This is a genomic window from Neobacillus drentensis (assembly GCF_036965645.1).
GTDB lineage: Bacteria > Bacillota > Bacilli > Bacillales > Cytobacillaceae > Neobacillus > Neobacillus drentensis_D.
Map to the genome: position 1 here is coordinate 14662 of NZ_JBALPZ010000022.1, position 25377 is coordinate 40038.

The 25377-nt window shown below is 39.8% G+C and carries 21 protein-coding genes; 4 read left to right on the forward strand and 17 right to left on the reverse strand.

Annotation, left to right across the window (positions count from 1 at the left end; all coding sequences use genetic code 11):
• Window positions 1-26 precede the first annotated feature (26 nt).
• The gene (locus V7266_RS03815; RefSeq protein WP_335465934.1) at window positions 27-626 is read left to right on the forward strand and encodes a TetR/AcrR family transcriptional regulator; all 600 of its coding nucleotides are present in this window, start codon (window positions 27-29) and stop codon (window positions 624-626) included.
• A gap of 88 nt (window positions 627-714) precedes the next feature.
• On the opposite strand, the gene V7266_RS03820 is transcribed toward V7266_RS03815, so the two are convergent.
• From V7266_RS03820 to V7266_RS03890, 15 genes are all read right to left on the reverse strand, one after another.
• On the reverse strand, window positions 715-1917 hold the full coding sequence (locus tag V7266_RS03820) for an FAD-dependent monooxygenase (protein ID WP_335465936.1): 1203 nt from the start codon (window positions 1915-1917) through the stop codon (window positions 715-717).
• Between the two features lie 116 nt (window positions 1918-2033).
• Window positions 2034-2870, reverse strand: a complete 837-nt coding sequence (locus V7266_RS03825) for a 3-keto-5-aminohexanoate cleavage protein (RefSeq protein ID WP_335465938.1) — start codon at window positions 2868-2870, stop codon at window positions 2034-2036.
• 142 nt (window positions 2871-3012) lie between these two features.
• Window positions 3013-4356, reverse strand: a complete 1344-nt coding sequence (locus V7266_RS03830; RefSeq protein WP_335465940.1) for an acetyl-CoA carboxylase biotin carboxylase subunit — start codon at window positions 4354-4356, stop codon at window positions 3013-3015.
• Between the two features lie 27 nt (window positions 4357-4383).
• On the reverse strand, window positions 4384-4941 hold the full coding sequence (locus V7266_RS03835) for an acetyl-CoA carboxylase biotin carboxyl carrier protein (protein WP_335465942.1): 558 nt from the start codon (window positions 4939-4941) through the stop codon (window positions 4384-4386).
• Between the two features lie 36 nt (window positions 4942-4977).
• Complete coding sequence (locus V7266_RS03840; protein WP_335465944.1) at window positions 4978-6462, reverse strand: hypothetical protein; 1485 nt, start codon at window positions 6460-6462, stop codon at window positions 4978-4980.
• 542 nt (window positions 6463-7004) lie between these two features.
• Window positions 7005-7901 carry an intracellular short-chain-length polyhydroxyalkanoate depolymerase gene (gene phaZ, locus V7266_RS03845; protein WP_335465945.1) on the reverse strand — a complete coding sequence of 299 codons (897 nt, stop codon included), beginning with the start codon at window positions 7899-7901 and terminating at the stop codon, window positions 7005-7007.
• Window positions 7901-8911 (reverse strand): 3-oxoacyl-ACP synthase, encoded by a 1011-nt coding sequence (locus tag V7266_RS03850; RefSeq protein WP_335465947.1) that lies wholly within the window; start codon window positions 8909-8911, stop codon window positions 7901-7903. The genes phaZ and V7266_RS03850 overlap by 1 nt, the downstream gene beginning before the upstream one ends.
• Before the next feature lie 17 nt (window positions 8912-8928).
• The gene (locus tag V7266_RS03855) at window positions 8929-9108 is read right to left on the reverse strand and encodes a hypothetical protein (RefSeq protein ID WP_335465949.1); all 180 of its coding nucleotides are present in this window, start codon (window positions 9106-9108) and stop codon (window positions 8929-8931) included.
• Between the two features lie 12 nt (window positions 9109-9120).
• A complete protein-coding gene (locus tag V7266_RS03860) occupies window positions 9121-10119 on the reverse strand; it encodes a branched-chain amino acid ABC transporter permease (RefSeq protein WP_335465951.1) in 999 nt (332 codons plus the stop codon).
• A complete protein-coding gene (locus V7266_RS03865) occupies window positions 10116-10985 on the reverse strand; it encodes a branched-chain amino acid ABC transporter permease (protein WP_335465952.1) in 870 nt (289 codons plus the stop codon). Before V7266_RS03865 ends, V7266_RS03860 begins: the two co-directional genes overlap by 4 nt.
• Window positions 10986-11001: 16 nt before the next feature.
• Window positions 11002-11709 (reverse strand): ABC transporter ATP-binding protein, encoded by a 708-nt coding sequence (locus V7266_RS03870; protein ID WP_335465953.1) that lies wholly within the window; start codon window positions 11707-11709, stop codon window positions 11002-11004.
• Window positions 11687-12460 (reverse strand): ABC transporter ATP-binding protein, encoded by a 774-nt coding sequence (locus V7266_RS03875; protein ID WP_335465955.1) that lies wholly within the window; start codon window positions 12458-12460, stop codon window positions 11687-11689. Before V7266_RS03875 ends, V7266_RS03870 begins: the two co-directional genes overlap by 23 nt.
• A gap of 85 nt (window positions 12461-12545) precedes the next feature.
• Window positions 12546-13730: a substrate-binding domain-containing protein gene (locus tag V7266_RS03880; protein WP_335466099.1), complete on the reverse strand. Its 1185-nt coding sequence runs from the start codon at window positions 13728-13730 to the stop codon at window positions 12546-12548.
• Between the two features lie 223 nt (window positions 13731-13953).
• The gene (locus V7266_RS03885; protein WP_335465956.1) at window positions 13954-17202 is read right to left on the reverse strand and encodes a BTAD domain-containing putative transcriptional regulator; all 3249 of its coding nucleotides are present in this window, start codon (window positions 17200-17202) and stop codon (window positions 13954-13956) included.
• A 101-nt stretch (window positions 17203-17303) separates the two neighbouring features.
• Window positions 17304-18059: a glucose 1-dehydrogenase gene (locus tag V7266_RS03890; protein ID WP_335465958.1), complete on the reverse strand. Its 756-nt coding sequence runs from the start codon at window positions 18057-18059 to the stop codon at window positions 17304-17306.
• 161 nt (window positions 18060-18220) lie between these two features.
• On the opposite strand from V7266_RS03890, the gene V7266_RS03895 reads away from it, so the two are divergent.
• Both V7266_RS03895 and V7266_RS03900 read left to right on the forward strand, forming a co-directional pair.
• Window positions 18221-18364 carry a hypothetical protein gene (locus V7266_RS03895; protein WP_335465960.1) on the forward strand — a complete coding sequence of 48 codons (144 nt, stop codon included), beginning with the start codon at window positions 18221-18223 and terminating at the stop codon, window positions 18362-18364.
• Between the two features lie 59 nt (window positions 18365-18423).
• Complete coding sequence (locus tag V7266_RS03900) at window positions 18424-20958, forward strand: putative bifunctional diguanylate cyclase/phosphodiesterase (protein WP_335465962.1); 2535 nt, start codon at window positions 18424-18426, stop codon at window positions 20956-20958.
• Between the two features lie 53 nt (window positions 20959-21011).
• Here V7266_RS03900 and thrB read toward each other — a convergent pair whose 3' ends face one another.
• Entirely contained in the window at window positions 21012-21920 is a 909-nt protein-coding gene (gene thrB / locus V7266_RS03905) for a homoserine kinase (RefSeq protein WP_335465964.1), read from the reverse strand.
• 97 nt (window positions 21921-22017) lie between these two features.
• Window positions 22018-23313: a homoserine dehydrogenase gene (locus V7266_RS03910; protein WP_335465965.1), complete on the reverse strand. Its 1296-nt coding sequence runs from the start codon at window positions 23311-23313 to the stop codon at window positions 22018-22020.
• Window positions 23314-23714: 401 nt separating this feature from the next.
• Here V7266_RS03910 and serA point away from each other — a divergent pair, with 401 nt between their 5' ends.
• Window positions 23715-25349 (forward strand): phosphoglycerate dehydrogenase, encoded by a 1635-nt coding sequence (serA, locus tag V7266_RS03915; RefSeq protein WP_335465967.1) that lies wholly within the window; start codon window positions 23715-23717, stop codon window positions 25347-25349.
• The last annotated feature ends 28 nt before the right edge of the window (window positions 25350-25377 follow it).

Here is a 25377-nt window from a genome sequence, read left to right on the forward strand (position 1 = left end):
TTAAATTGGAGTGATTTTACTAGATTATGAATAGCGAATTTGTTATTTCTTCTAATAGAAAAGATGCTAATAAAAACGCCGTAAAAATTCTTGAAGCAGCTAAAAAGATATTTTCTCAAAAAGGTCTAGATGCAACCATGGAAGAGGTTGCATTAGAAGCGAATGTTGGAGTCGGAACTCTATACAGAAGGTTCAACAATAAAACTCAATTAGCTAATGCTGTCGCAAATGAAGTTATTTCTGACATTTATAATGAACAAGTAGGAATACTAAAATCTAATCAGTCTACAGTTGATAAGGTTTATCAAATTTTTGATTGCTATGGAAAAATCACGCAAAAATACGGAGAAATCCACCCGATGATTGTTGAACTGTTGGTTACAGATAAAGGTGACAAAGAATTCAAAGAAACCTTTTTATCTCATTTAAAACAACTCTATGCTGAGGTCATCGAACATGGTCAAAAGGAAGGTGTTTTTCGAGATGGTGATCCAAGGTTATATGAAATATTTTTCCATAATATGATTAACCCACAAATCGTCAATCAAGTGGCTGAAATCATGCCATTGGAAAAAGTTCCTCAATTCTTAGCCGATTTAGCTCTACATGGAGTGCTAAAAAAATAACTTCATGCTGAAAAGATTTAGAAAAACAGTTAAGGGGCAGTTGGAAGCAGAACAACTTCCAAACTGCTCCTAAGTCATTTCGGCTTCATTACTTTGTGCTAAGTTTTTTAGCAGGCAGTTTTCTATATCCGTATAACCAATCGATCATTTCAAATTCTTTCGCCTCAATATTTTCCAGAAGAGTATTGCGCAGCAAAATAGAGACTGGATTTACTGCGTGAATAATCCCCCCCCAAGTACGAGCACTTGTTTGCACCTTAGCTGTACGCGGAAGGCGTTCTTCTTGATACGCTAGAAAAGCTTGTTCAGTGTTTTCGCCGTACAACTCAAGCATATCAGCTAAATAAGAAGCATCTTCTAAGGCTTGACAACCGCCTTGCGCCAAGTATTGAAGCATTGGATGAGCAGCATCCCCCAGAAGGGTGAAGTTTCCTTTCGTCCAGTTATCAATTGGCAGTCTGTCATACATTGGCCAGCGAATTTGCCGTTGAATGAAGGAAAGAGCATTCTCAACAAGTGGATGACATCCTTTAAATACCTGATCCATTTCTTCTGGTGTTCCCCAGTCATCTGAATGAGGCTTGTAATTTTGACTTTTAAAAACAACCACTTGATTATATAACTCGCCTTTACGAACAGGGTATTGCACAACATGCAAATGAGGACCAATCCACATAATGACGTCATCCATATTGGCGTTATTGCTAATTTCTTCGATTGGTACTGTTCCACGATAGGCTACATAATGAGAGCAAATGGCTTCATCATCAGCAAAATACTTACGAGTTTTTGACCAAAGACCGTCTGCACCAATTACGGCTTTTCCAGTAAATTGTTCGCCTTCTTGATTCGTAAGGGTAATGCCTGTTTCATCTTCTTCTACCGTTTCAATAATTTGACCATTCACAAGACTAATAAGCGGGTTCTTCTCAGCTGCTTCCAACAAGACACGATGTAAATCTGATCGGTGTAATACAATATATGGGAAACCGTATTTTTCCTTAAATTCATCACCTAAATCTAAGGCAGCTAATTCCTTCCCTATATAAACATCTTTTAATACCAATCTTTGTGGGAATACAGCATATTTTGAGATTTCATCCGCAACGCCAAAACGATCCAGAACGGCCATCGCATTTGGTCCCATTTGAATACCTGCCCCAATTTCACCAAATTGAGGTGCCTGCTCGAACACTTTGGTTTTATGGCCAGCTTCAGCTGCTGCCAGAGCTGCTGCTATTCCACCAATGCCTCCACCAATGACAAGCATTTCTTTATCTGCTTTACCCATGTTCTCTTCCCCCTTATTTAAATACAACTTAACCCCTTGTTAAAATACATATTTTACTACTGGTTTATCCTCTAACGATTACGAAATGGAAATATGAAAGAAACAAATATCATTTATTAAGCGTGGGCAGAACTTTTAACCTTAAGGCCTAAAATCTTTCTTGCTTCGTCTGGTGTTGCTACTTCCCGGCCTAGTGTTTTGGCCAATTCTACGATTCTCTCTACAAATTGAGCATTGCTGGTTGCCAGTTCCCCTTTACGGAAATAAACAGCATCTTCCATACCGACACGGACATGTCCGCCAAGTAAAATAGTCAATGTGTTAATCATTAATTGATCCTTACTCGCTCCAATCGCTGACCAAAGAGCACCCTCTGGAATACTATTTTTCATAAACATAAGATTTTCAGGTGTAGCAGGTATACCGCCTTGTGCCCCTAATACAAATTGGAAAAAGAAAGGTGGCTTGATTAATCCTGTTTTGGCAACTCGTAATGCATTATGAATCATTCCAACATCAAACACTTCAAGTTCAGGTTTCACATCATTTTCCAGCATTTTACTTGCCAATTGTTCCAGCATTTCATGGGTATGAATAAATACATTTGGTCCTATATTAAAAGAACCAGCGTCATAAGAAGCAAGTTCGGGTTGTAATTCAACGACAGGGAATCGTTTGGTTACATCTCTCAGTTCTCCTCCAGCAGTAGTGAAGTTAATGATAATGTCACAATTTTTTTCTTCAAGCAGTCTTCTTACTTCACGATACTTATTTAAATCTAAAGTTGGAATTTCATTATCATCCCGTACATGGATATGCGCAATGGCTGCACCGGCTTGCCATGATTCATAAATAGAATCAGCAATTTCCTGTGGAGTAGTTGGTAAGTATGGAGTATGTTCTTTCGTTGCAAAATCCCCTGTTGTAGCTACCGTGATAATCAATTTTTCCATAATAAAATCCCCCTTAAGTTTATTTAATCTCTCAACCTAGAAGCAATGAAAGTTGCATCTAAATCTATCAGCCATTAAGATCAGCCATTTTAATAGATGTCTATTAAAATGGCTTACTCTCCATGCTATTTCTAAATGTTACTTAAGCCATGATTTTCTCCAAGAGACGTGTATGCACACGACCGCTTGCAAAATCTTCATCCTGCAAAACTTGTTTTAAAAATGGAATGGTCGTACTGATTCCTTCTACGGTAAATTCATCTAAAGCAACTAGCATTCTTTGAATAGCATGTTCGCGAGTCTCTCCATGAACAATAACTTTTGCAATCATCGAATCATAATATACCGGTACTTTATACCCTTGGTAACAATGCGTATCTACTCGTACGCCTGGACCTTGAGGCATTTCCCATTTTGTAATTAATCCTGGCGTTGGGCGAAATCCGTCCGCAGGTTCTTCAGCATTAATTCGGCACTCGATTGCATGTCCATTAAATGGAATTTCTGATTGTGCAAAACGAAGTCTTTCACCGTTTGCCACGTTAATTTGTTCTTGAATTAAATCCACTCCTGTAATCGCTTCGGTAACTGGATGTTCGACTTGAATTCGTGTGTTCATTTCAAGGAAATAGAAGGTTTCTTCATCTTGGTCGACGATAAATTCAACCGTGCCAGCATTTTCATAAGAAATATTTTCAGCCAATTTAACAGCCGCATTGCGAATATCTTGACGCAGCTCTTCTGAAATAATCGGTGCCATCGCCTCTTCCACTAGTTTTTGATGACGACGTTGTGTTGAACAATCCCGTTCACCGAGATGAACGACGTTACCATATTTATCACCAAGCACCTGAACTTCGATATGGCGGGCATTGGCAATGTATTTTTCCACATACATCGTTCCGTCTCCAAAAGCAGCTTTTGCTTCTGCTGATGCTGATTCAAAAACCGTTTTCACTTGCTCTCTATTTGTAACAATCTTCATACCGCGGCCGCCGCCGCCTGCTGCTGCCTTTAACATGACAGGCAACCCAATTTTGTCAATCGTTTGAAGCACTTCTTCATATGAAGCTACTTTTTCTGAACCGGGAAGAACAGGAACATCACATTCTTGTGCAATGGCACGTGCAACAAGCTTATTCCCCATCTTCATAATATGATCCGGCTGTGGACCTACATAAACAATCCCCTTTTCGGCACAAGCTTCAGCCAATTCTGGAACTTCTGCTAAAAATCCGTAACCAGGGTGTACTGCATCAGCCCCAACTGAAACCGCTGTCGAAATAATGGTTGGGATATTAAGATAACTTTTCGTTGCAGGTGCTTTACCAATAACAACAGCTCTATCTGCTAATCTTGCGGGCAGGCTGTCTTGATCCGCTTCAGAAACAGCTAATATCGTTTCAATCCCTAAAACCTTACATGTTCTAATAATACGAAGTGCTATTTCGCCTCGATTAATAATAAAAATACGTGAAATCGCCATTCAACTGCCTCCTCATCTTTTATAGATTTAGTTTACTTTTACTGAGATCAATGGTTGTCCTACTTCTACTAAATCGTCACTTTCCACATGAATTTCAGTAATAACGCCTGCTACTCCCGCAGAAATGGCACTATATACTTTCATAATTTCAATTAATCCAACTGTAGAATCTTCTTGTACAGTGTCTCCGACTTTTACATATGGATCAGCACCTGGCTCAGGTTGTGCATAGAATATGCCTGTAGTTGCTGCATTGATTGTCACAATATTTTCTTCTGTGTTTGCTGCTTGCTTCGCTTCTGCATCCTCAGTTTCTTGTTCAGGTACTTCTAGTGCCGGCGCTGCTTCAAGCCTCGCTTCTGATACAACCTGTTCGATTGCAGCTGGAGTTTGAACACTAGCTTGAACGTTTGGCTGACCACTAGTTTGAACCGTTTCTGTTACTCCATTTTTACCGATCACAATTTTCAGATCTTGATTTTCTAACTTTAAGTAGTTAAAAGGTGAAGCCTCTAATTTATCTATCAAAGTAGTGATTGTTTCCACATCGTTTTCATTAAGTACACTCAACATATTTTTGCTCATCTTTTTTTCCTCCTAAAGTTCAATTATTTTCAAATTTTAGTTATTGGTTAAGATTAGTGAACCTTGATGACTTTGTATTTCAACATGTGAAATACTAGTTTGTTTACTTAACTTCACTAACAGCTGTGCTAAAGGTGTTGAAGCGGAAAAATATTTACGATACGGACCTGCTTTCCGCATTTCCTCAATATCTTTGGTACCTTTCATGATATAACGCAACATGAACTCTTCATCTGAAAGTGTCGGACCACCGAATTGCTCTTTCAATTTTTTAATCGGCATATCTTCAACTGGCTCATAATGTAATTCTTTTGCACGCGGCAAACTTAAGAATTTATCTTTTAAATTTTGATCCATCATTAAATAACCTGAATCTTCGCTATATATACCTGCTGCAAATTGAATCAATTCATCAATCACCACTTTATAACGTTCTCCAGTAGCAACATTGATGGCTGCTTGTGTTACCATGAATTGCGAATATGGTGTAATCATCACCGGATAACCTAGTTCTGCACGAATCCGAATTGATTCTTCGACTACTTCATCTACTCTATTTTGAAGATTCATAGATTGTAATTGGAAGCGTAAATTAGAAATAACACCGCCAGGTACTTGATGAATATATTGTGAGTAATCGTATTCAAGCGGCGCACCGATTGGTAAGTTATCTGCCTTCGCAACCACCATAAGCCGATCTGAAATTCTTTGAATCCGTTCAAGATCTAAGTTATGACTTAAATCTAAGTATTTTGCATTCGTGACTGTTGTAAATACAGATGGTTGTCCCGAACCACCTGCCAAAGGCGGTATAGCAGTATGAAGAGTCCGAACACCCATTTTCATCGCTTCAACATAGAGTTCATCCGCAAGTCCTGTTGTACCATGAGTGTGGAATTCAACAGGGATTCCATTTGAATTTTCGATAATAATAGGTAATAGTCTTCTTAAACTTTCAACCGTTAATAAACCAGCTGCGTCTTTAAAATAAATGACATCCGGCTTATTTGCCGCCACTTCTTTCGTTTTGTTCGCAAAGTATTCATCTGTATGTCTTGGAGAAATGCTGTAAGCAACGGCATGGGCAATTTCCATTCCCTTACTGCGTAAATAAGGTATGAACCATGGGAAATCTGTTTTTAAATTCCCAAAAATATTGGCCATTGTCTGGACACGATTAAGGGCACCCCGCTCAATCAATAAATCATAGAACAGCTTAGCAACAGATGGAGGAGTTTCTAATAGTTCAAAAAGAACAAGGCCCGGTTCGCCCATAAGTGCCTTTTTCGCATTCGGCATTTTCTTCCCAACTATTTCTGTTAACTTCCAAGGATCTTCTTTTAAATCACGGACAATTTTTTTAAAATTGTATGGCATTAATGGAACTTCTACTACTTCAAACCCCGCTTGATCCAGATCCTCTGCTACTGCCTCTACCATTCCCGTACGGGATTCGGCTGCCCATAGACTTTGGGTTCCATCACGTAAGGTTGTATCTACGTATTGTATTTTATTTGTCATTGTTTCCTCTCCCATCTTCTCGTTATTAAACGCTTACATTTTTTATGTAGCCTTATATCCCCTTAAAGCAGCTATACCCCTCTCGAATAAACATAATATTTTTCAATGTTTTTAATATTGAAAATTTTATATTTGCAATTCGATTGATGACCTATGAAACTAGCAAAAAGTCTTCAACACCTATTCTAAATTCTAATGTTGTGAAAACTCCCCCTTCATCCAATAGAAAGCGTATACATTATGTGGTTCTCTTTGGATTCAAACTTTTTAAGAAGCTAGTTTATATTCTAAAACGGAATTAGTATTCCTATTTGCAATAATATAGTGTTACATTATAGTAGTCAATATACATTTCCAAAAATATTCCGACATTTTAGAATAATGTAATTGAATAAAAAAAGAATTTTGGTGAATTGTGTCGAAATTCTAAGTTTCTATCCTAGAATGAAAGCCTTTTTTCAATTTAATGATAATCCTGTAACCATACAAGGCACAAAAAAACGACCCAAATAGGGCCGTAACTTGATCTAACATCTTCCTAACTATTCATCCAAAAATTGCGTTATGGCTGATAATAACTGCGGCAAATCATCTACCAGCGGAGAATGCCCGCAATTCTTTAATTCGATAAACCTCGCTTTACTGCCTAAATCCTCTAGAATTTCATTGGTCATTTCCGCTGTTACCACATAATCCCGTTCTCCCCGCAATACAAGGACAGGAACATTTATGTCATCTACTTTTCCATTGCCTTTGACCTGCCCGTTATGATGATGGCTGATATTAAAGGTATTATTGGAATGATGGACCTCCGCTAAATTCCGCTGCGTTCTCATATCCTGCAGATACTCCTCATAAAGTTCTGGTGCCGGTTGATTATGGGTATAAATCACCGCATTCCAAATTAACTTCAATAATTCCGTATTATTCGTATCATAAGCCGTCTGAACTGGAATCGTTTTAGTTACATCTTTTTTAATCTCTTCATGTAAAGCAAAACGACGTGGTTCATCATTTTCATGTAGTTTACCGTCAAAAGGATACCCTCTCGTTGATTCGGACGCTAATAAAATCAGCTTGTTACAGCAGCCAGGATAATCAGCGGCAAATTGCATGGCCACCGCACCACCCGTTGACCAGCCTACAATAGCAAAGTCCTTTAATCCAATCGCATCAACGAATAGCTTCACATCATCGGAAAAATCCTTAATGGACATGATTAGATTGTTGTAGGTTGATTGGCCAAAGCCTCGTAAATCAACGGCATACAGCTTATATTTGGCATCGATATTTTCATAAACTAAATCCCAGTGCTTCGAAGATGTCATATTTCCGTGTATCAACAATACCTTTTGTTCTCCGCCCGCTCTTTCTCTATAGGCAAGTGTCTCGCCGTTTGGCAAATGAACTTCCTTCATCGTTACGTTTACCACTTCCATCACCCTTTTCCCCATTTAATGGTCGTCGCTCCCCAGGCATAACCGATGCCGGCACTGACCAGCACAACAAGATCTCCATCCTTTACCTTCCCATTCTTCAAGGCTAGCTCCAATGACAAAATTTGATCGATTTGACCGATATGCCCATAATCTTCGAGATAAATAGATTGTTCAGAGGACAACCCCAGTTCTTTTAAAACATATTCATGGGCTGATCTTTTCATGTGAAGTATCGCTAAATAAGAGATATCACTCACAAGATAACCGCTTTTCCGTACAGATTCCCTAATCACCTTCAAAAAGTTAGCCATTGACTTTTGTTCGAGACGAGACTTCATTCCCTCTGGATCGAGAACATCGAGCCTATTAAGCCGCTGTTCAAGGGCTTCCTTCGTTAGCGGATTCTTTGTTCCTCCTGCTACAACCACCACATCCTCTGAAAAAGAACCATCTGTCATCAGCTCTGTTTCTAACAAAACATTTTCACTATGATTCTTTTTCAAAAGAATGGCTCCACCACCAGCACTTAGATTATACATAAAACGGGTCCTAGGATTCTGATAATCGATAAAATCGACGTTACGATAACCTCCTGCAAGCAAGACAGTCTGAATTCCAGAGTCGGCAATCATCAGACTCTTGGCCAATTTTAAGGCCATAACGGTCGTGCCGCATCTTAATGCAGCATCAAATGCCCAGGCATTTAGTGCCCCAACTTCTTGCTGAAGCTTGATTCCCGCTGTCCAAAGCGGATATTCCTTATGCTCCTCACCAATATAAATGACAAGGTCAATATCCATGGGATTAATCCCGGCTTTTGCTATCGCCCGTTTGGCCGCGATAATCCCCATTTCACAGGTATGATCATGTGCACCTGGAACATACTTTTTCTTTATACCCATTTTTTCTTCCACAACATGCAGAGGGATACCTGCCATTTGGGCAATCTGTTTACCCGTCACATAATCCTCTGGCAGATAGATTCCTGTACTAAGAATCCCAATATTCAATGTTGCACCTCCTAAGCTTACGCTTGTTCCGCCATTTCCCTCATATATTCCATCGCTTCCTCCATACTTTCAAATAACGTCTCTCGTTCCAGTTGGACATGTGTCACTTTGATTCTCCAATGTTTTTTTGCGGTGTCTTTTTCAACCGCGGCTAATTGAAACCGGACGACGAAGGAAGCAATCTGATTACTCTCCATTAGTTCCTCCCTCTATCCTGCCACTTTTTCATTACTTTTTACAGCAGTCTGTTTTTTTCGTTTCCACGGATAGGTGCTTAACGTCCCCACAATACCTTTTGGGAAGAACATCACAACTAAAATATAAATAATGCCGAAGAATATAATCCAGCGTTCAAAGATCACATGCTCCTTGGCAAGTTCCGTCAGCCAGTCATGGGCAAATTCAATTAACCCTGCCCCAATGATGGCCCCGACTAATGTTCCAACCCCGCCAATAATCGTCATTAACAATGCGTCTAACGTAATATCCATAGAAAACACACTGGTATTCACAAATCTTAGCGAAATGGCATATAAAATCCCCGCTATCCCAGCGATCACCCCGGAAACGACACTCGCTGCAATCTTATAATGCAAAACTTGAAACCCGAGTGATTCAGTTCGTTGTTCGTTTTCCCTGATGGCTTGGAGCACCCGGCCAAGCGGAGAATTGGTAAACCGTTTTAAGAATAAAAATATTGCCACCATCAGGCAAAGGCTGAGCCAATAAAAATGAGTCCGGTCGATAAACAATTCAGGAACGCGGAAGGTAAATCCATCGTTTCCAAATGTCATGGACCGCCATTTTTCTGCCAGTACTAAAAAGAGCCCCGAAAGCGATAAGGTTAACATGGCGTAGAAATGACTTTTTAGACGGAGAGTCAACAGACCGACAATAAAGCTTACCAATCCGGTAAGAACAATCGTCGAGAAAACCGCTAGGAAAAAGTAAGTCATCGTCGGTTCAAATTTTTTCATAAAAATCCCCATTGAATAGGCGCCAATCCCAAAAAACATCGCATGACCAAACGAAACAATCCCAGTAAAACCGATTAGCAAATCATAACTCATCGCAAAAATAGCAAAGACAAATATTTGGGTTAATAAGATGAATAGATTTCTCGACTCATAAACAAATGGCAGAAGGATAAGAAAGGCTGCGATGACTAAAATAAAAGCGGTCATTTTATTTCCTTGGATGAATCTCATCTTCTCACCCCTCCCGCACCAAATAAGCCCTGGGGCCGAATAATTAATACAACTGCCATTAGAAGCATATTAACTGCCAGTGATAAATCCGGGACATAGTACGCCATGAATGAACCAGATAATCCTACTAAAATAGCGGCTAAAACGGAGCCCTTAAAATTGCCCATGCCCCCAATCACAACGACAATAAACGCTAAAATGGCAAATTCCATTCCCATTCCGGCATGGATCACACCCGAATAGGGGCCGAGCAGTACACCGCCAAGTGCCGCCATACCTGAACCAATCATAAATACAAACATAAAGACCTTTTGAATATTTATCCCGAGTGCTTGAACCATTTCTTTATTCATCACACCGGCACGAACAACAAGGCCGATCTTTGTGTTTTTAAGGATATATTGAACAGCGGCAAAAATAAACAAGCCGACTAAAATAATAAAGAACCTATATTTAATAACAATGACCCCGCCCAGTTCCCAGCTGCCCTTTAAATAATCAGGAGGTGAAGCCATTAATTGATTGGGTCCCCAAATAACCTTTAACATTTCTGATAAAACAAGCATAAGGCCAAGTGTAATTAAAATTTGCTGCACATGGTTTCCGTAAACGGGTTTAATGATCCATTTTTCGGTAATGATGCCAAGTAAACAGCCCGTAATGATGGCCCCGGCAATGCCAAAAATAAAACTGCCTGTCTGCTGATAAACCCAAAGTCCGCTGTAAGCCCCCCAGGCAAACAGCCCGCCATGGGCAAAATTCAGCACATCCATCAAACCGAAAATCAGCGTAAGCCCTGCTGCTAGTAAAAAAATCAGCATCCCCGTCGCTAGGCCATTTAAGGTTAAATTGATGATTAAGTCCATCTGACGTTCCTCCTTTCTAAGCAATCCCTAAATATTTACGTTTCATTTCTTCATCTTCTTTTAATTGCTTCATCGTGCCAGACTTAACCGTCCTCCCATCATCAATAATGTAAAAACGGTCACCAATTGTACTCGCCATCATAAAATTCTGCTCCACTAAGACGATGGTAGTTTGATTCTTCATTTGTAAAATCGACTCCATTACTTTCTCAACGACAATGGGGGCCAATCCCTTGCTTGGCTCATCAATTAACAATAATTCATTCTCATTTACATAGGCTCTAGCAATCGATAACATTTGTTTTTGCCCGCCGCTTAAATAGCCGCCTGGTTTTTTCCAAAACTTCTTTAGGTCCGGGAACAATTCTAGAATCCAATCCATTCGTTTCACTGTTTGTTCATTTTCTTTTTGAATCGCCACTTTCATATTTTCTTCTACTGTTAGACCCGCAAAGATTCCCTGATCTTCCGGTACATAGCCGATCCCCTTTTTAGCAATTGTATAGGTTGGCAAGGCTTGAATTTGTTCCCCCTTATAGGCAACGCTGCCTTTTGATGCTGGATTTAACCCCATAATAGTACGTAAAGTGGTTGTCTTTCCCGCTCCATTTCTTCCAAGCAGGACGGTTACTTCGCCTTTCTTTACCTCGAAGGATATTCCTTGAAGAATATGGTACTGACCAATATGTGTCTCAACTTGATCAAGCTTCAACAGGTCGTTCATCCAAATGACCTCCTAAATAAGCAGACTGAACCGTTTCATTTTTCATGATTTCTTCAGGGGTGCCGTCAGCAAGCAGACCTCCGTTAAATAAAACCATTACGGAATCCGATAAATCTAAGATCATATCCATTTTGTGTTCGATGAGGAGTATGGTCCGGCTGCCTTCATTTTTTATTCTTTTGATTACTTCTAAAATAGCAGGCACTTCCTCTAACGACATACCTGCTGTGGGCTCATCGAGTAAAAGGACCTCTGTTTCAAGTGCCAGCAGCATGGCAATTTCAAGCTTCCGTTTCTCTCCATGTGCCAGGTTGATGGCAAGCGAATTCTTTTTATCATCTAAGAGGACCAGCTTTAGCCATTCCAACGCTTTCTCTTCAAACACCCGGTATTTTTTATGATGAAACAGCATCTGGTAACGAACTCCAGCGTGTGATTGAACGGCCAATCTTACATTTTCTAGTACGGTTAGATTCGGAAAGACATTGGTAATTTGAAAGGAGCGGCCAATCCCTGTCCTCGTCCGGAGTGTCGGGGAGAATTTGGTAATATCTTTTCCTCGATAATAGATTTTTCCGTTTGTTGGAGTTAATTGGCCGCTGAGAAGATTAAAAAAGGTCGTTTTTCCGGCCCCGTTTGGCCCAATGATCGACTTAAAATGTTTTTCGGGGACAGCAATGCTGACAGAATCTACTGCTGTATGACCACCGAAGCTGATTGATAAATCTCTCGTTTCAATAAGAGTTGACATACTTTCACCACCTGATTTTTGGCGTTAGAAAAAGGTAAGAGGGCGACCTTGATTATCTTGGTCGAACCCTCCTGTTTTTTAAATTCTACTTGTTCCGGATTGGTGGAGCTGTTTCCTCAGGAGATAGTTCTCGAATCAGGACTGGAACAGGGTATGGAACTCCATCCTTCTTTTCCAGTTTAATGGCATACAACGATTGCAGGGCTTGGTGGTCTTCTTTCCGGTAGGTCATTTTCCCTTTTGGTGTCTCAAAGCTCATTCCTTCCATGGTAGTGATTAATTTGTCAGCATCGGCGTTCCCATTGGTCTTTTTCAATGCCTCCACAATGGAGATCGCCGCACTCATGCCTCCAGGCGTAAATAAATCTGGTACGTCTCCGTCAAACCGCTTTTTATGTTCAGCTACAAGCCAATCATTAATTTTGTTTTTTGGCAGGTCATGGTAGTAAACGGTAAAGCCCTCCATCCCTATCAGCGGCTCCATTGTGGAGAGAGCAGCAATATCAGGTGCTCCAGTTGAGATCTTAATGCCCTTTTCTTGGACCTTCATGTCTGAAAGCTGCTTCCATGGAGAGTTTGCTCCGGCCCAGACGACAAATAAATAATCAGGCTTTGCATCAATTATTTTTTGAATATTCGAAGTGAAATCTGTAGCGGCTGGATCTGCATATTCTTCTTTTACAATTTCAGCTCCGAGCTTTTTCGCCGCTTCCTTAAAGGCTGCCACTCCATCACGGCCAAAAGAATAATCAGGTGCAAGTGTAGCAATCTTTACTCCCTTTTTTGCAATTGCCGCTGCACCAGCAACCGCGTCTTGTGAGGAGTTACGAGCGGAATGAAAAATATATTTATTAAATTCAGAACCGGTAATACTATCAGCAGCAGCTGGTTCAACGACCATTACTTTTTGATACTCTTCTGCTAATGGTAAAACAGCTAATGTATCGGCCGAGCTGGATGATCCGACTAAAAAGTCGACATTATCTTCCTCTAATAGCTTGGTAGCCTTTTGAACAGCGACCTCCGGCTTTGTTTCTGTATCCTCCACTATAAATTCAATCTTTCGGCCAGCCACTTCACGTTTACCGTCTGTTGCATAATCAAGTCCGAGCTCAAAGCCTCTTAATGTTTGTTTGCCATAAGCCTCTAGAGCGCCTGTCTTTGAGGCAAGGACACCAATTTTAATTGGGTCTTTTTTATCTGTGTTGTTGCCTCCCTTTGATTCTGATGATGATTTGTCCGAACTGCAAGCGCTCGCAAAGACCATCATAAAAATAAGTAAGCCTAATAATGCCCATTTCCCTTGATACCCCTTCACTCTTTTTCCCCCTTAATATGTTTTCAACACTTGTAAAGCTTTAAATTTATGATAGAAGATAGTAGTTACAGAAGAGTTACAAATAGAAAAGCGGAAGCGCCTTGACCAGGGAAAAAAGTAGTTCATTTTTTCCTAGGGGCTGATGTTGGTGTTGGACGCAAAAAACAGCCCTATCTTAGGGCTGTTCAATCGATTTCGAGATACTTTCGGATTCAATGATCATTTGATACATATGCTTGGTCGGTTCTAATGGAGTGACACCAAGTTCTTCCTCGAGCACTTCTTTACATCTTTGATACCACTTCATCGCTTGCGGGCGATTATTTTTTCGATAATAACAGTACATTAATAAGCGGTAAGCCTCTTCCCAAGTTCGATCCCGTTCCAGAATTCTTTCACACCAATTGATTGCAGCGTCATATTTTTCAGATCTTACCATAAACTGCGCCATTTTCTCCGAACCCCGTAAAAAATAGACGGCCATGCTCTCTCTTTTACTAATACACCAATCATCATAACGACGGTCTGGAAGATAATCACCATGATAGAACGATAATCCTCTCTCTAGGAATGGAATAACCTTCTCCGGTTTATTTTCTTCGAGTCCAGCTTCAATTAATTCTTTAAATTGAGTCGTATCCATTTCAATGACTGCATCGGGGTTTAATCCATAAAACATCCCTACTCGAATGACGAAAAAGGGTGCGGCTCGTGCCTTACGGTGCGGTTCAAGCACATTAAGGAGGCAATTAAGAGCCACTTTAAAATCACGGTCAGCGCTTTTTTTCTCCTGATCAGGCCAGAGTAGCCCAATAATTTCATCCTTGGCCATTAATTCGTTCAGCGTAATCAATAGTTGAAAAAGTTCCTTCGCCTTTTCTCTTTGCCACTCTTTATCACCCAATTCTTTTTCACCAAGCCATAATTTGAAATGCCCCAATGTTTGAACTCGGATGGAATAGCCCGGATGAGCATCCAATGCAGTTATTCCCATGTCCTGAAGGATTTTCTTAACATAAGATGATTGAATATCCGCTTTCAAACATTCAATTAGCAATGGCACAGAGATTTGTAAATCTCTCGGGCTAAATATACTCCGCTTGTGAAAAAAGAATTCATATTCGTAAATCTGCACCAAGTTTAAAAAGACATTTATTGCTTCTGTAAACAAACCTGGCTGTTTATCAAGGTAAAAGGCGTAGGCAAGCCAAAACTTACCTAACATTTGTCCATAGCAATCCTCACATTGCTCAAAAAGCACCTCTGCTTTCCCTAAAAAATCTAGTGCCTTAGGAACCCGCTCATTATATATACAGGCAATTCCCATACAAAGGGTTATAAGTGATGAAAGCCACACGTCATGTACCTTTTCAGTCTCCTCTAGTGCTTTCTTGCCAGCCTCTAACGCCCGCTCCAATTCCCCCCTAGTCCCGTACAAAATACACAAGCCCATCAAGGGCTCTGCTTTTGCCCGATCAACATGGATTTGTTCCATGATCTCTAAGGCAGTTTGATAGCAGCTCTCTGCTAAACTCAGATTATACTTATTCAATATTTGTACCGCATGCCCCATGCGAATCCAACCGCATGCCTCCACATATGGGGCTTTATAGCTGATTCCCTGCTGAATCCCTGATTGGGCAAGGTCCTTAGCTTTTAAGCCTTCTCCCATAAAGGCCTCGATTAAAGCCAGTAATAAATCAGTTTCGCGATGGGATTGAGGCAGTGTATTGACAGTTGAATCCTTTAATTCTTCTTTTTTTAGGAGAAGAACTTTTTTTGCAGCCTCAAAACGTCCCGTTCTTAAGTATAATCTGGCTTCTAAATTCCCATCAGAATGAGATACCTTTTCTTCCTTAGCTTTTTGTATCCATTTTTCCGCCTCTGATGCTTTACCAGAGTTTAGGAGATTCTCAGATAACAATTGATATAATTTTCCTTTATCATGATCTGCTCCCGACCGTTTTTCCCGCTGAAAAATCGCCTCATATAAAAGTTTTTCCGCATGATGAGGCTGTATGGTATCGAGGAATATCTTTGCTTTTCCTTCTAATGCTAAGCTCATTCCAAGATGATCTTGTGTTTTTTCCGCACCAGCAAAGGCCTTATCGTAACATTCCTGTGCCTCCTGATAGTGTGATCGATAGCGATGAATTTCCGCTTTTAAATACCAGAGAAGATAATAAGGCTCCATGTCTGTTTCTGATAGGAGGATTAATTGATCGTACAAGCTTTCCAATTTTCCATTTTCGAGCATCCGCAGACCATTTTCTTGTAAAATAGAACAGATTGCCTTGTGGTGATTAGTTTTTTTATAATGATAAAGCGCTTTCTCCCATTGCTGTTTTTGCTCATAATAACGGGCGCAGCGTTCGTGGAGATCCATATAAGCAGTTAGATTATTTTTTTGAAAAATATCTTCTAGGAATTCTTTAAATAAGGAATGATAACGATAGTGGGTTTGCCCGACCTTTTGAATAAATAAATTACGGTCTTTCAGCTGCTCAAGTATACTTGAGGCTCCGTTTAGACCCATCACTTTATCACAAATTTCTTCCTCAATCTCCTCAAAAATGGAAGTTTGCTCGAGAAATTGCTGAATCATTGGCGGCTGTTTTGAAAAGACCTCCATGACTAAATACTGAAAAAAATCTTGGAGAGATTGAGAGGAATGTTTGAAAATCTTGGGTTTGTCCTTTTGTAATGGTATTTGCGTGGCAATCATGCAAAGGGCAATGATCCAGCCCTCTGTTATTTCATAAATGGAATGCAGATACTCTGCCTCCACCTCTAATCCATAAAGATCAGTTAACAATAATTCCATTTCTTCCATGGTTAAAACTAAATCTTCCCTTGTTATTTCTAATAATTGGCCGCACACCTTCATTTTGGTTAAATGCCTCCAGTTAGGACGGCTGCGGCTCGAAATAACCATATGTAAATTAGCTGGGATATGCTCTATCAGTTTTTCCATCCAACTATTAATCGTATAAGAATGTTCAATTTGGTGGAAATCATCCAAGATAAGCGTAATCTCGGCATTACACTCGAGAATTTCGTTAATAAATAGAGAACATAAAATATTTAATTCCTCTTCAGGGATATAACGTTCGGTTTGGTCAATATAAGACGATAAAGTTGTTCCAAAAGTTGGAACTGCTTGTTGAATCGTTTGAATCAGATAGGATAGGAAGGTCAGGATGTCGTCATCCATGGATGAAATAGAGTACCAGCATCCCTGATGTTTTTCATCCCGCAAAAATAAAGCAAGTGCCGTACTCTTTCCAAAACCAGCTCCGGAATGAAGAAGAGTCAAGGGAAACTCAAGAATCGTTTTCAATTTTCGAGTAAGCTGTGCCCTCCTAATAAAATCATCCTTTACAACAGGGATTCTCAGCTTTGATTGAATAATTGGAAGCTTCATCTTCAACCCCCTTCCCTTTTTCTTAATATTTACACTATTTTACCATATTTAGAACAAGCAAGGTAACCTTCTTTTATGTAGTAATCTTTCACGAGTCTTATTTAAGATTCCTCTACATAAATCATTTTTCTGGTCATTCCTCCGTCGACCACTAAATTAACACCGGTCACAAAATCATTATCAGGATTCGTTAGATACAGACAGGCACGGGCAATATCACTGGGTTTGCCGACACGTCTTGATAAATGCTGTTCATGGTCAGCATGTGATAGTTCAGCCTCATCACCATTGTGAATCCAGCCCGGAGAGATGGCGTTAACAGTTATCCGATCTTGACTAAATGAAGCAGCGAGCGCATGCGTAATTGCGACAATTCCCCCTTTTGAGGCTCCATACGCTTCAGAGTTAGGCTCTGACATTAAGGCACGCGTTGAGGCAATGTTTACAATCGCACCGCCAGTTGGATTTTCTCTCATATATCGGGCTGCTTCCCGTGAGCAAAGGAAAACACTGCGTAAATTGGTGTTAAGGACATCATCCCACTCCTCAATTGTTAAATCATAAGGAGATTTAAATACACCTTTTCCGGCATTATTAATAAGGATATCGATTTTTCCAAATGTCTGGTTTGCCACTTCAAACAGTTGAATAATGTCCTTTTCGTTTCGGACATCTGTTTTTACAAAAAGGGCCTCCCCACCCTGTTTTTTAATTTCAGTCTCCATTCTTTCTCCGTCTTCAGATTCTAAGTCTGCCAAAATGACTTTTGCACCTTTTATCGAAAAGGCAGCAGTTACTCCCCTGCCAATTCCTTTCGCTCCACCTGTTACTACGACAACTTTATTAAGAAAATCCACTTTTGTTACCTCCTTTTTTTAAAGCTCTTACCTTTTCTTTATAGCATAGACAGAATTATCGATTCAAAGTTTTTGGATTAAATGGATGTCTTTTCCAAGTAATAAAACCTTCCAACCGGAAAAAACTACAAAAAAAGGAATGATGAGAAAGGAGACTGTTTATGGCAGAAAAATGTTTTTATTGTACAGACGATATTGAGGAAAGACAATTGCATTATGTCTCATTTGTGTCCATGAATCAGGAAAGAGATGAAGCGCTATGCGATGAATGCTACAAGGAATGGCTTCATGGGATAAAAGGGTAATTATTTAACTCAAGGTAGTTATAATCACCTCTTAAGTCAGTTTCTGGAGTGTTGTATCATTGTCAATTAAGAAAAAAATACCCTTGATCTTTTTCCTGCTAGTTTTGTTTATTTTACTTGCGAATAATGTCTTTCATTATTTTTGGTCGAAAAACCAGCTGCTCGAATATAACGAACGAGAAATCTCTGTCATCACAAATGAAGTTTCGTTCCAGGTGGAAAAAACAAGAGAGGGTTCATTATATGTAGAAAATATTCTGGGGAGAGATTTGAGAATTGCATCCCTTGCAATCAAACAATCTCTTCCTCCAACCTATCAGGAGATTAACAATGATCAATTAAAAAAACTAGCGAAAGAAGTACGGGTATCTCACATTACCTTATTAGCCAAAACAGCCAACGATATTATTGGTGTCCGTTCATCTGACCCTGAAGAAATCAACATGTCAACAAAGGGCTGGGGCTATTGGTATGACGCTTACCAACAATTGTTTGCGCTGAAACCTGTCAATGTAGGTAAAGGGTTAACATTACCAAACTATTGGTCTGGCCCAATTGAAATTGCCTCTTCCGATCCTGACCATATTGATAAATGGGGTTATTATTATGATGGGACAACGAACTACATCATCAATCCCTATTTTCGGGATAATGAAGTTTTGGAGTTTGAGCAGCGATTTGGACCAGGGAAAATCATCGAAGGTTACACAAAAGAACGAGGCATTTTAGAAATATCCGTATTTAATCCCAAAAACTTTGGAAAAAAGAGTGAAGTGGTTCACCTAAACGGAAATAGTTATATACGGATTTCAGCAAGACCGATTTGGTATGGTTCCTATAAATATCGCAATATCGAAACAGATGCCTCCTACATAAAGAAGGCTGTCAATACAAAAAAAGTACAATCATACAATGATGTCCTAAACAAAAAAAGTATTTTAAAAACATTTGTTCCCGTCTTTCCGAAATCAGGACAGCCCTTTGTTATTGGACTTGCCTATAATTATGGCCTTATTCAAAATGAACTAAGCCATGAACTATTTATGCATATTCTCCTATCACTTGCCATCATGCTAATTGTTTTTATCGTAAGCTTGATCTTTTCACGTTCGATTACTCGGCCAATCGGCTATATTGTTGAACAAGTCAATGAGATTGCTCAAGGAAACTTTGGGAAGCACTTACACTTAAATCGGAAGGATGAGTTAGGTCTCCTTACTGAAAATATAAATGCGATGTCAACTGACCTGCACCAGTATGTAGAAGACTTACATCAAAGTAAAGCATTAATAGAATTTCAAGCAAACCATGACCCACTGACCGGGTTGTTGAACAGAAGGTTTCTACAAGAAAAATTGAGCAGCATTGTGTATCAAGCTGGGAATAATAAGGAAACGGTCTCCGTTTTGTTTATTGACATGGATCGTTTTAAGCATGTAAATGACTCCTATGGACATAACAAGGGTGATGAACTCTTAAAAACGATCGCAGCCCGGATTAAAAATTGTCTTGATGAGGAAAAGAGCTGCTTAATAAGGCAAGGTGGAGACGAATTTATTATCTTGCTTCTACAGTATAGTAAAAAAGAAACAAAAGAGGTTGCCGAAGCATTAATTGATACCCTAAAAAGACCTTTCATAATAGAAGGGAATGAATTTTACCTCGGTGCCAGTATAGGGATTAGCCTCTATCCTGAGCATACAAATAACATGGACACACTAATTAGCTATGCGGATATGGCCATGTACAATGCCAAGAAGAATGGCGGTAATAAAGCCATCTTCTATTCGGAAAAATCGATGCATTCAGACATTGACAGGCCTCGGCTTGAAGCGCATTTGAGAAGGGCGATTGAACTTAAGCAGATTGATGTGTTTTATCAGCCGAAGATTAAGGTGGATGCTGGGATTATCTTTGGTGCAGAAGCACTGGTGAGATGGACCGATGAGGAATATGGAATAGTCTCACCGGAAATTTTTATCCCCATTGCAGAGGAAACAGGCTTTATCCAGCCTTTGTGGGAACTTGTAATGGAAAAAGCCTGTGAACAAGTTAGTAATTGGAATCAATCCCGTCCACATCCTTTATCGGTCTCAGTCAATTTTTCAGCCCAGCAATTCCAGGAACCAAATCTAATGGTTCAAACTATTAAAGACATTCTTAGTCAAAAAAAACTTCCTCCGAAAAATTTTGAAATAGAAATAACGGAAAGTATCCTGTTAAATAATTCGAATGAAGTGGTCCAATCACTAGAAAAATTGCAAAATCAAGGAATTTCTATCTCTATTGATGATTTTGGAACAGGCTATTCTTCACTAAGTTATTTAAAGGACCTTCCGATTAACACTTTAAAAATTGACAAATCCTTTATTCAAAACATTAATGAGAAGCTAGAAAATACTGAAATACCTGAAGCAATTATTAACCTGGCCAGAGGCCTTCATCTAGATGTGATTGCCGAGGGAGTTGAAAAAGAGTATCAAAAAGAATTTTTGCTTTCAAAAAACTGCGTCCACATGCAGGGGTATTTGTTTAGCAAGCCTCTTAGCAGTGCTGACTTTGAGCAGTTTCTTATTGATTTTGAAAACAGATAAAGGAAACCTTATTCACCCAAAATGAAAAGGGCAGCTAAGCTGCCCTTTCATTTTTATTTTACTAATTCTATCGCACTGCTGCCGGTATAATCGATTAATAGTTTCTTGGCAGTCATGGCAGGAAATCCAGCCTCCAAAGCCTTCACCAGGCCAGCCGCCTTGCCTTTTTCAGTAAAACAAATCATTGTTGGTCCAGCCCCGCTTAATGCCGTCCCGAATGCACCATTGGCTTTAGCCGTTTGTTCAATTTCATCATAGCCATGTATAAGCGATTTTCGATAAGGCTGATGAAAACGATCACTCTCCATCATTTTTCCAGCAAGATCCCAGTTTTGAGTTAATAGGGCACCAACTAAAAGATTAGCTGTTGAAGAGGCTTCAATCGCCTCTTGACGGGTATAGGATTCCGGCAAGACATTACGAGATGCCTTTGTTAGCAGGATTTCCTGCGGAATCAGGACAACCACCTCAATTGGAAGGTCTGTAAATGAGAGCATATCTACCTCATCTTGCTTATAGCAGCCAATTACCAGCCCACCATAAATGGAGGCTCCCACATTATCCGGGTGTCCTTCCCATTCTGTCGCGTGAAGGAGCTTATCCTGTTTCGTTAAGTGTAAGCCCCCCACTGCGTCAGCCAGCTCAATCCCTGCTACAATAGCCGATGCACTAGAACCCAGACCTCTTGCTAATGGAATATCACTCTCAACCTTGATTTTACAAGGAGACAGCTCCACACCATAGTGAGCTGCAGTTTGAAGGGCAACTTTAACGATAAAGTTGTCTTCATCGGTTGGGAAGTCCTTTAACTCTTCACAAAAGGAATAGCATTCCCATTCTTTACTTTTCTCTATTTCTAAGGTCAAATACAAATCAAGCGCGAGACCCATTGAATCAAAGCCTGGGCCAAGATTTGCTGTACTTGCCGGGACCTTTATCATCATACGGTCACGAAGCGTCATGCGTTTACAACTCCTTGAAAGTGTTCTGTAACTCCCCTTTTAGCATTAGGGAGTTGGATAGGATTTACTTGAAATGCATCAAGTAATCCTTGCCCAATCATAATGATTTTCTTACCACTCTGTAGGCACTTTTAATTTCTTTAACTGCATGTAGATCATATAACTCTAGCAGGATTTTATCATAATTTGTTAACGAAGCCTTGTGTGTCACTAGTACGATTTCAGATGTTTCATGTTTTTTAATAGGAAGCTGGAGAATTTTTTCAAAGCTTACACCGTATTTGGCAAAAATAGAGGTAATATCCGCGAATACTCCGACCTCATCCTGCACATGAATCCGTAAAAAGTATTTCGAAAACTTCTCTTCGTTTTCCTTTAGCATTTTCGGATATTGTGGAGTTACAGCACTTCTGCCATTTACACCAAGCCTTAAATTCTTAATGACACCTACTAAATCTGAAACAATCGAAGTGGCTGTCGGCAAACTGCCCGCCCCAGGACCGTAGAACATGGTTTCACCTACTGCTTCCCCGTACACATAAACAGCATTGTATTCATTTTGTACAGAGGCAAGTGGATGATTATTCGATAAGAAGGTAGGGGCAACACTCACTTCTACCTTTTCCCCTTCCCTGTGGGCAAATCCGATTAATTTCATAGTATAGCCTAGTTGTTTCCCGTAACTTAAGTCTTCTTCAGTCACGTTAGATATACCACTGACCTTCACGTCATCTAAATCAATATGCATGGAAAAGCCAAGAGTCGCAAGAATCGTCATTTTTCTGGCAGCATCTAGCCCTTCCACATCAGAAGTGGGATCTGCTTCAGCAAAGCCAAGTTCTTGGGCCTCTTTTAAAACCTCTTCATAGGAGCGGCCTTCATTGCTCATTTTGGTTAAAATATAATTGGTTGTCCCATTAACGATCCCCATCATTTGCGTAATTCGGTCGGAAGCAAGACCATCGACTAAACCGCGTAAAATCGGAATACCGCCAGCTACACTTGCTTCATAATATAAATCGCAGCCATATTCTGAAGCAACAGTTAACAATTCTGAACCATGTAAAGCCATTAAATCTTTATTTGCCGTGACAACATGCTTACCTTGCCTGAGGGCCGTTAGGAGATAATCTTTTGTTTCTTGGACTCCACCCATTACTTCAATAACTACATCAATTTCCTGATCCAAAATAATCTCATCAGGATTGGAGGTTAAAATAGTTGGATCCACATAAACCGGTCTGCTCTTATGTACGTCTTGTACAAGTATTTTTTTTATGACAACCGGACACCCCACTTGGTGGATTAATTTATCTTGGTGATTTTTAATGATTTGTACCACACCTGAACCAACGGTACCTAATCCTAAGAGACCAATCGAGATTGCTTCCATGTTTTCTCCTCCTACACTGTCTATCCGAAGCGTACAATTGTTTTTATATAGTAGACATTATATGACTCTATTTACTTTTTTACAATAGATTTATTTTCTATGTATTTAACTCTAACCGCTTAAAGCCTTGGTGTAAATGGGTTACTACTAACTTGTAAAATTTTTCTGAATTAAATAAGTTTTTTATCAATTCCCCCTTTACAAAAATGAAAGAGGGGCTGTAGAATAATCCCTATATTTTATATATTTTTTTGAAATTTCAATCTATTTGTGTTATCTTATAAATGAAAAACAACTGATGAAGACGGCCCACAATCATATACGTCCCTCATAATAAGGCAGCTTTGTCTAAAATGAGGGACGTTTTTGTTTAATAAAACAAAACATTGGAGGAATCGATCATGTATAAAGTATTGGTAACAGATGGGATTAGCAATACCGGATTAAAAAGCTTACTTGATCATCCAAATTTTGAAGTAGAAAGGCAGCCCACCCTGCCAACAGAGGAATTAAAAAAGATCATCGGACATTACGATGCATTGATTGTGAGAAGCCAAACAAAGGTTACAGAAGACTTGCTTTTATCCGCTGAAAAACTACAAGTAATTGCCAGAGCAGGAGTTGGAGTAGATAACATTGATGTAAATGCAGCCACACGCAAAGGAATTATTGTCATCAATGCCCCTGGTGCAAACACAATGGCTGCAACAGAGCATACTTTAGCAATGATGTTAGCATTAGCAAGAAAGATTCCTCAAGCTCATCAAAAAACAGCTGGCGGCGAATGGGACCGCAACTCCTTTAAAGGAGTTGAATTGTATAAAAAGACCCTTGGCATCATCGGGATGGGTAAAATTGGGACAGAAGTAGCTAAACGATCCAAAAGCTTTGGCATGAATATTTTAGCGTTTGACCCTTATCTAACAGAGGACCGCGCTAAGAAACTGGGTATAATAAAGGCAAGCCTGGATTTAATTGCCCAGGATTCGGATTTCATTACGGTTCACACCCCATTAACAAATGATACAAGGGGGCTTATTAATGATGATTACTTAAGCAAAACGAAAAAAGGGGTCCGTTTCGTCAATTGCGCCCGCGGCGGAATTATTGATGAGAAGGCTTTAGTGAGAGCTATACAGTCCGGACATGTAGCAGGCGCTGCGCTGGATGTATTTGAACAAGAACCGGTTGCCAATAATGAATTGCTGCAAAATCCAAATATTATTGTCACACCCCATCTTGGAGCATCTACGGTAGAAGCACAGGAAAAGGTAGCGCAAGAGGTGAGTGCAGAAATCATTGAGATTTTTGAAAAGCAATCCATTCAGAATGCGGTTAATATGCCGCAAATGTCAGGTGAAACACAAGCAAAGCTTCAGCCTTATCTATTGTTAGGTGATCAAATGGGGCAGCTAGTGATTCAATTATTAAATAAGCAGGCACCCTCCAAGATTGAAATCAATTATTATGGGAATCTAATTGATGAAGATACAGAGTTACTAACGCGTACTCTATTAAAAGGAATTTTATCCTATCATTTAAGTGATTCTGTCAATCTAATTAACGCCCTCCATTTGCTAAAAGAACAAGGGGTTTCCTACAATGTTGTCAAGCATGCGACAAATAAAGGCTTTGCCAATTATATGGAGTTAAGTGTGTCTAATAACCAAGAAACAGCCAAGATTGGTGCTACGGTTCTAAATGGATATGGGGCAAGAATATTAAAAATTAATCAATACCGGATTGATGTGAAGCCGGAAAAATATCTCTTGTACATTAAACACCGCGACGTACCAGGCATGATTGGCAAGGTCGGATCTTTACTGGGCGATCATGAAATCAATATTGGTACCATGCAGGTTGGCCGTACGGAGGTTGGCGGGGAAGCGATCATGGTATTAACCTTAGATCGAACATTAAGTGCACATGTTATCAAAGTCTTAAAATTAATTGATGGCTTGCAGGAAGCACAGGTCCTTGAGTTAACCACCGTTGGTTCTTATGAGTCTGAGCGTGATAAGGTAGAAAGTATTTAAGAAAAGCGTAAGGCGCCCGCCTATCGGC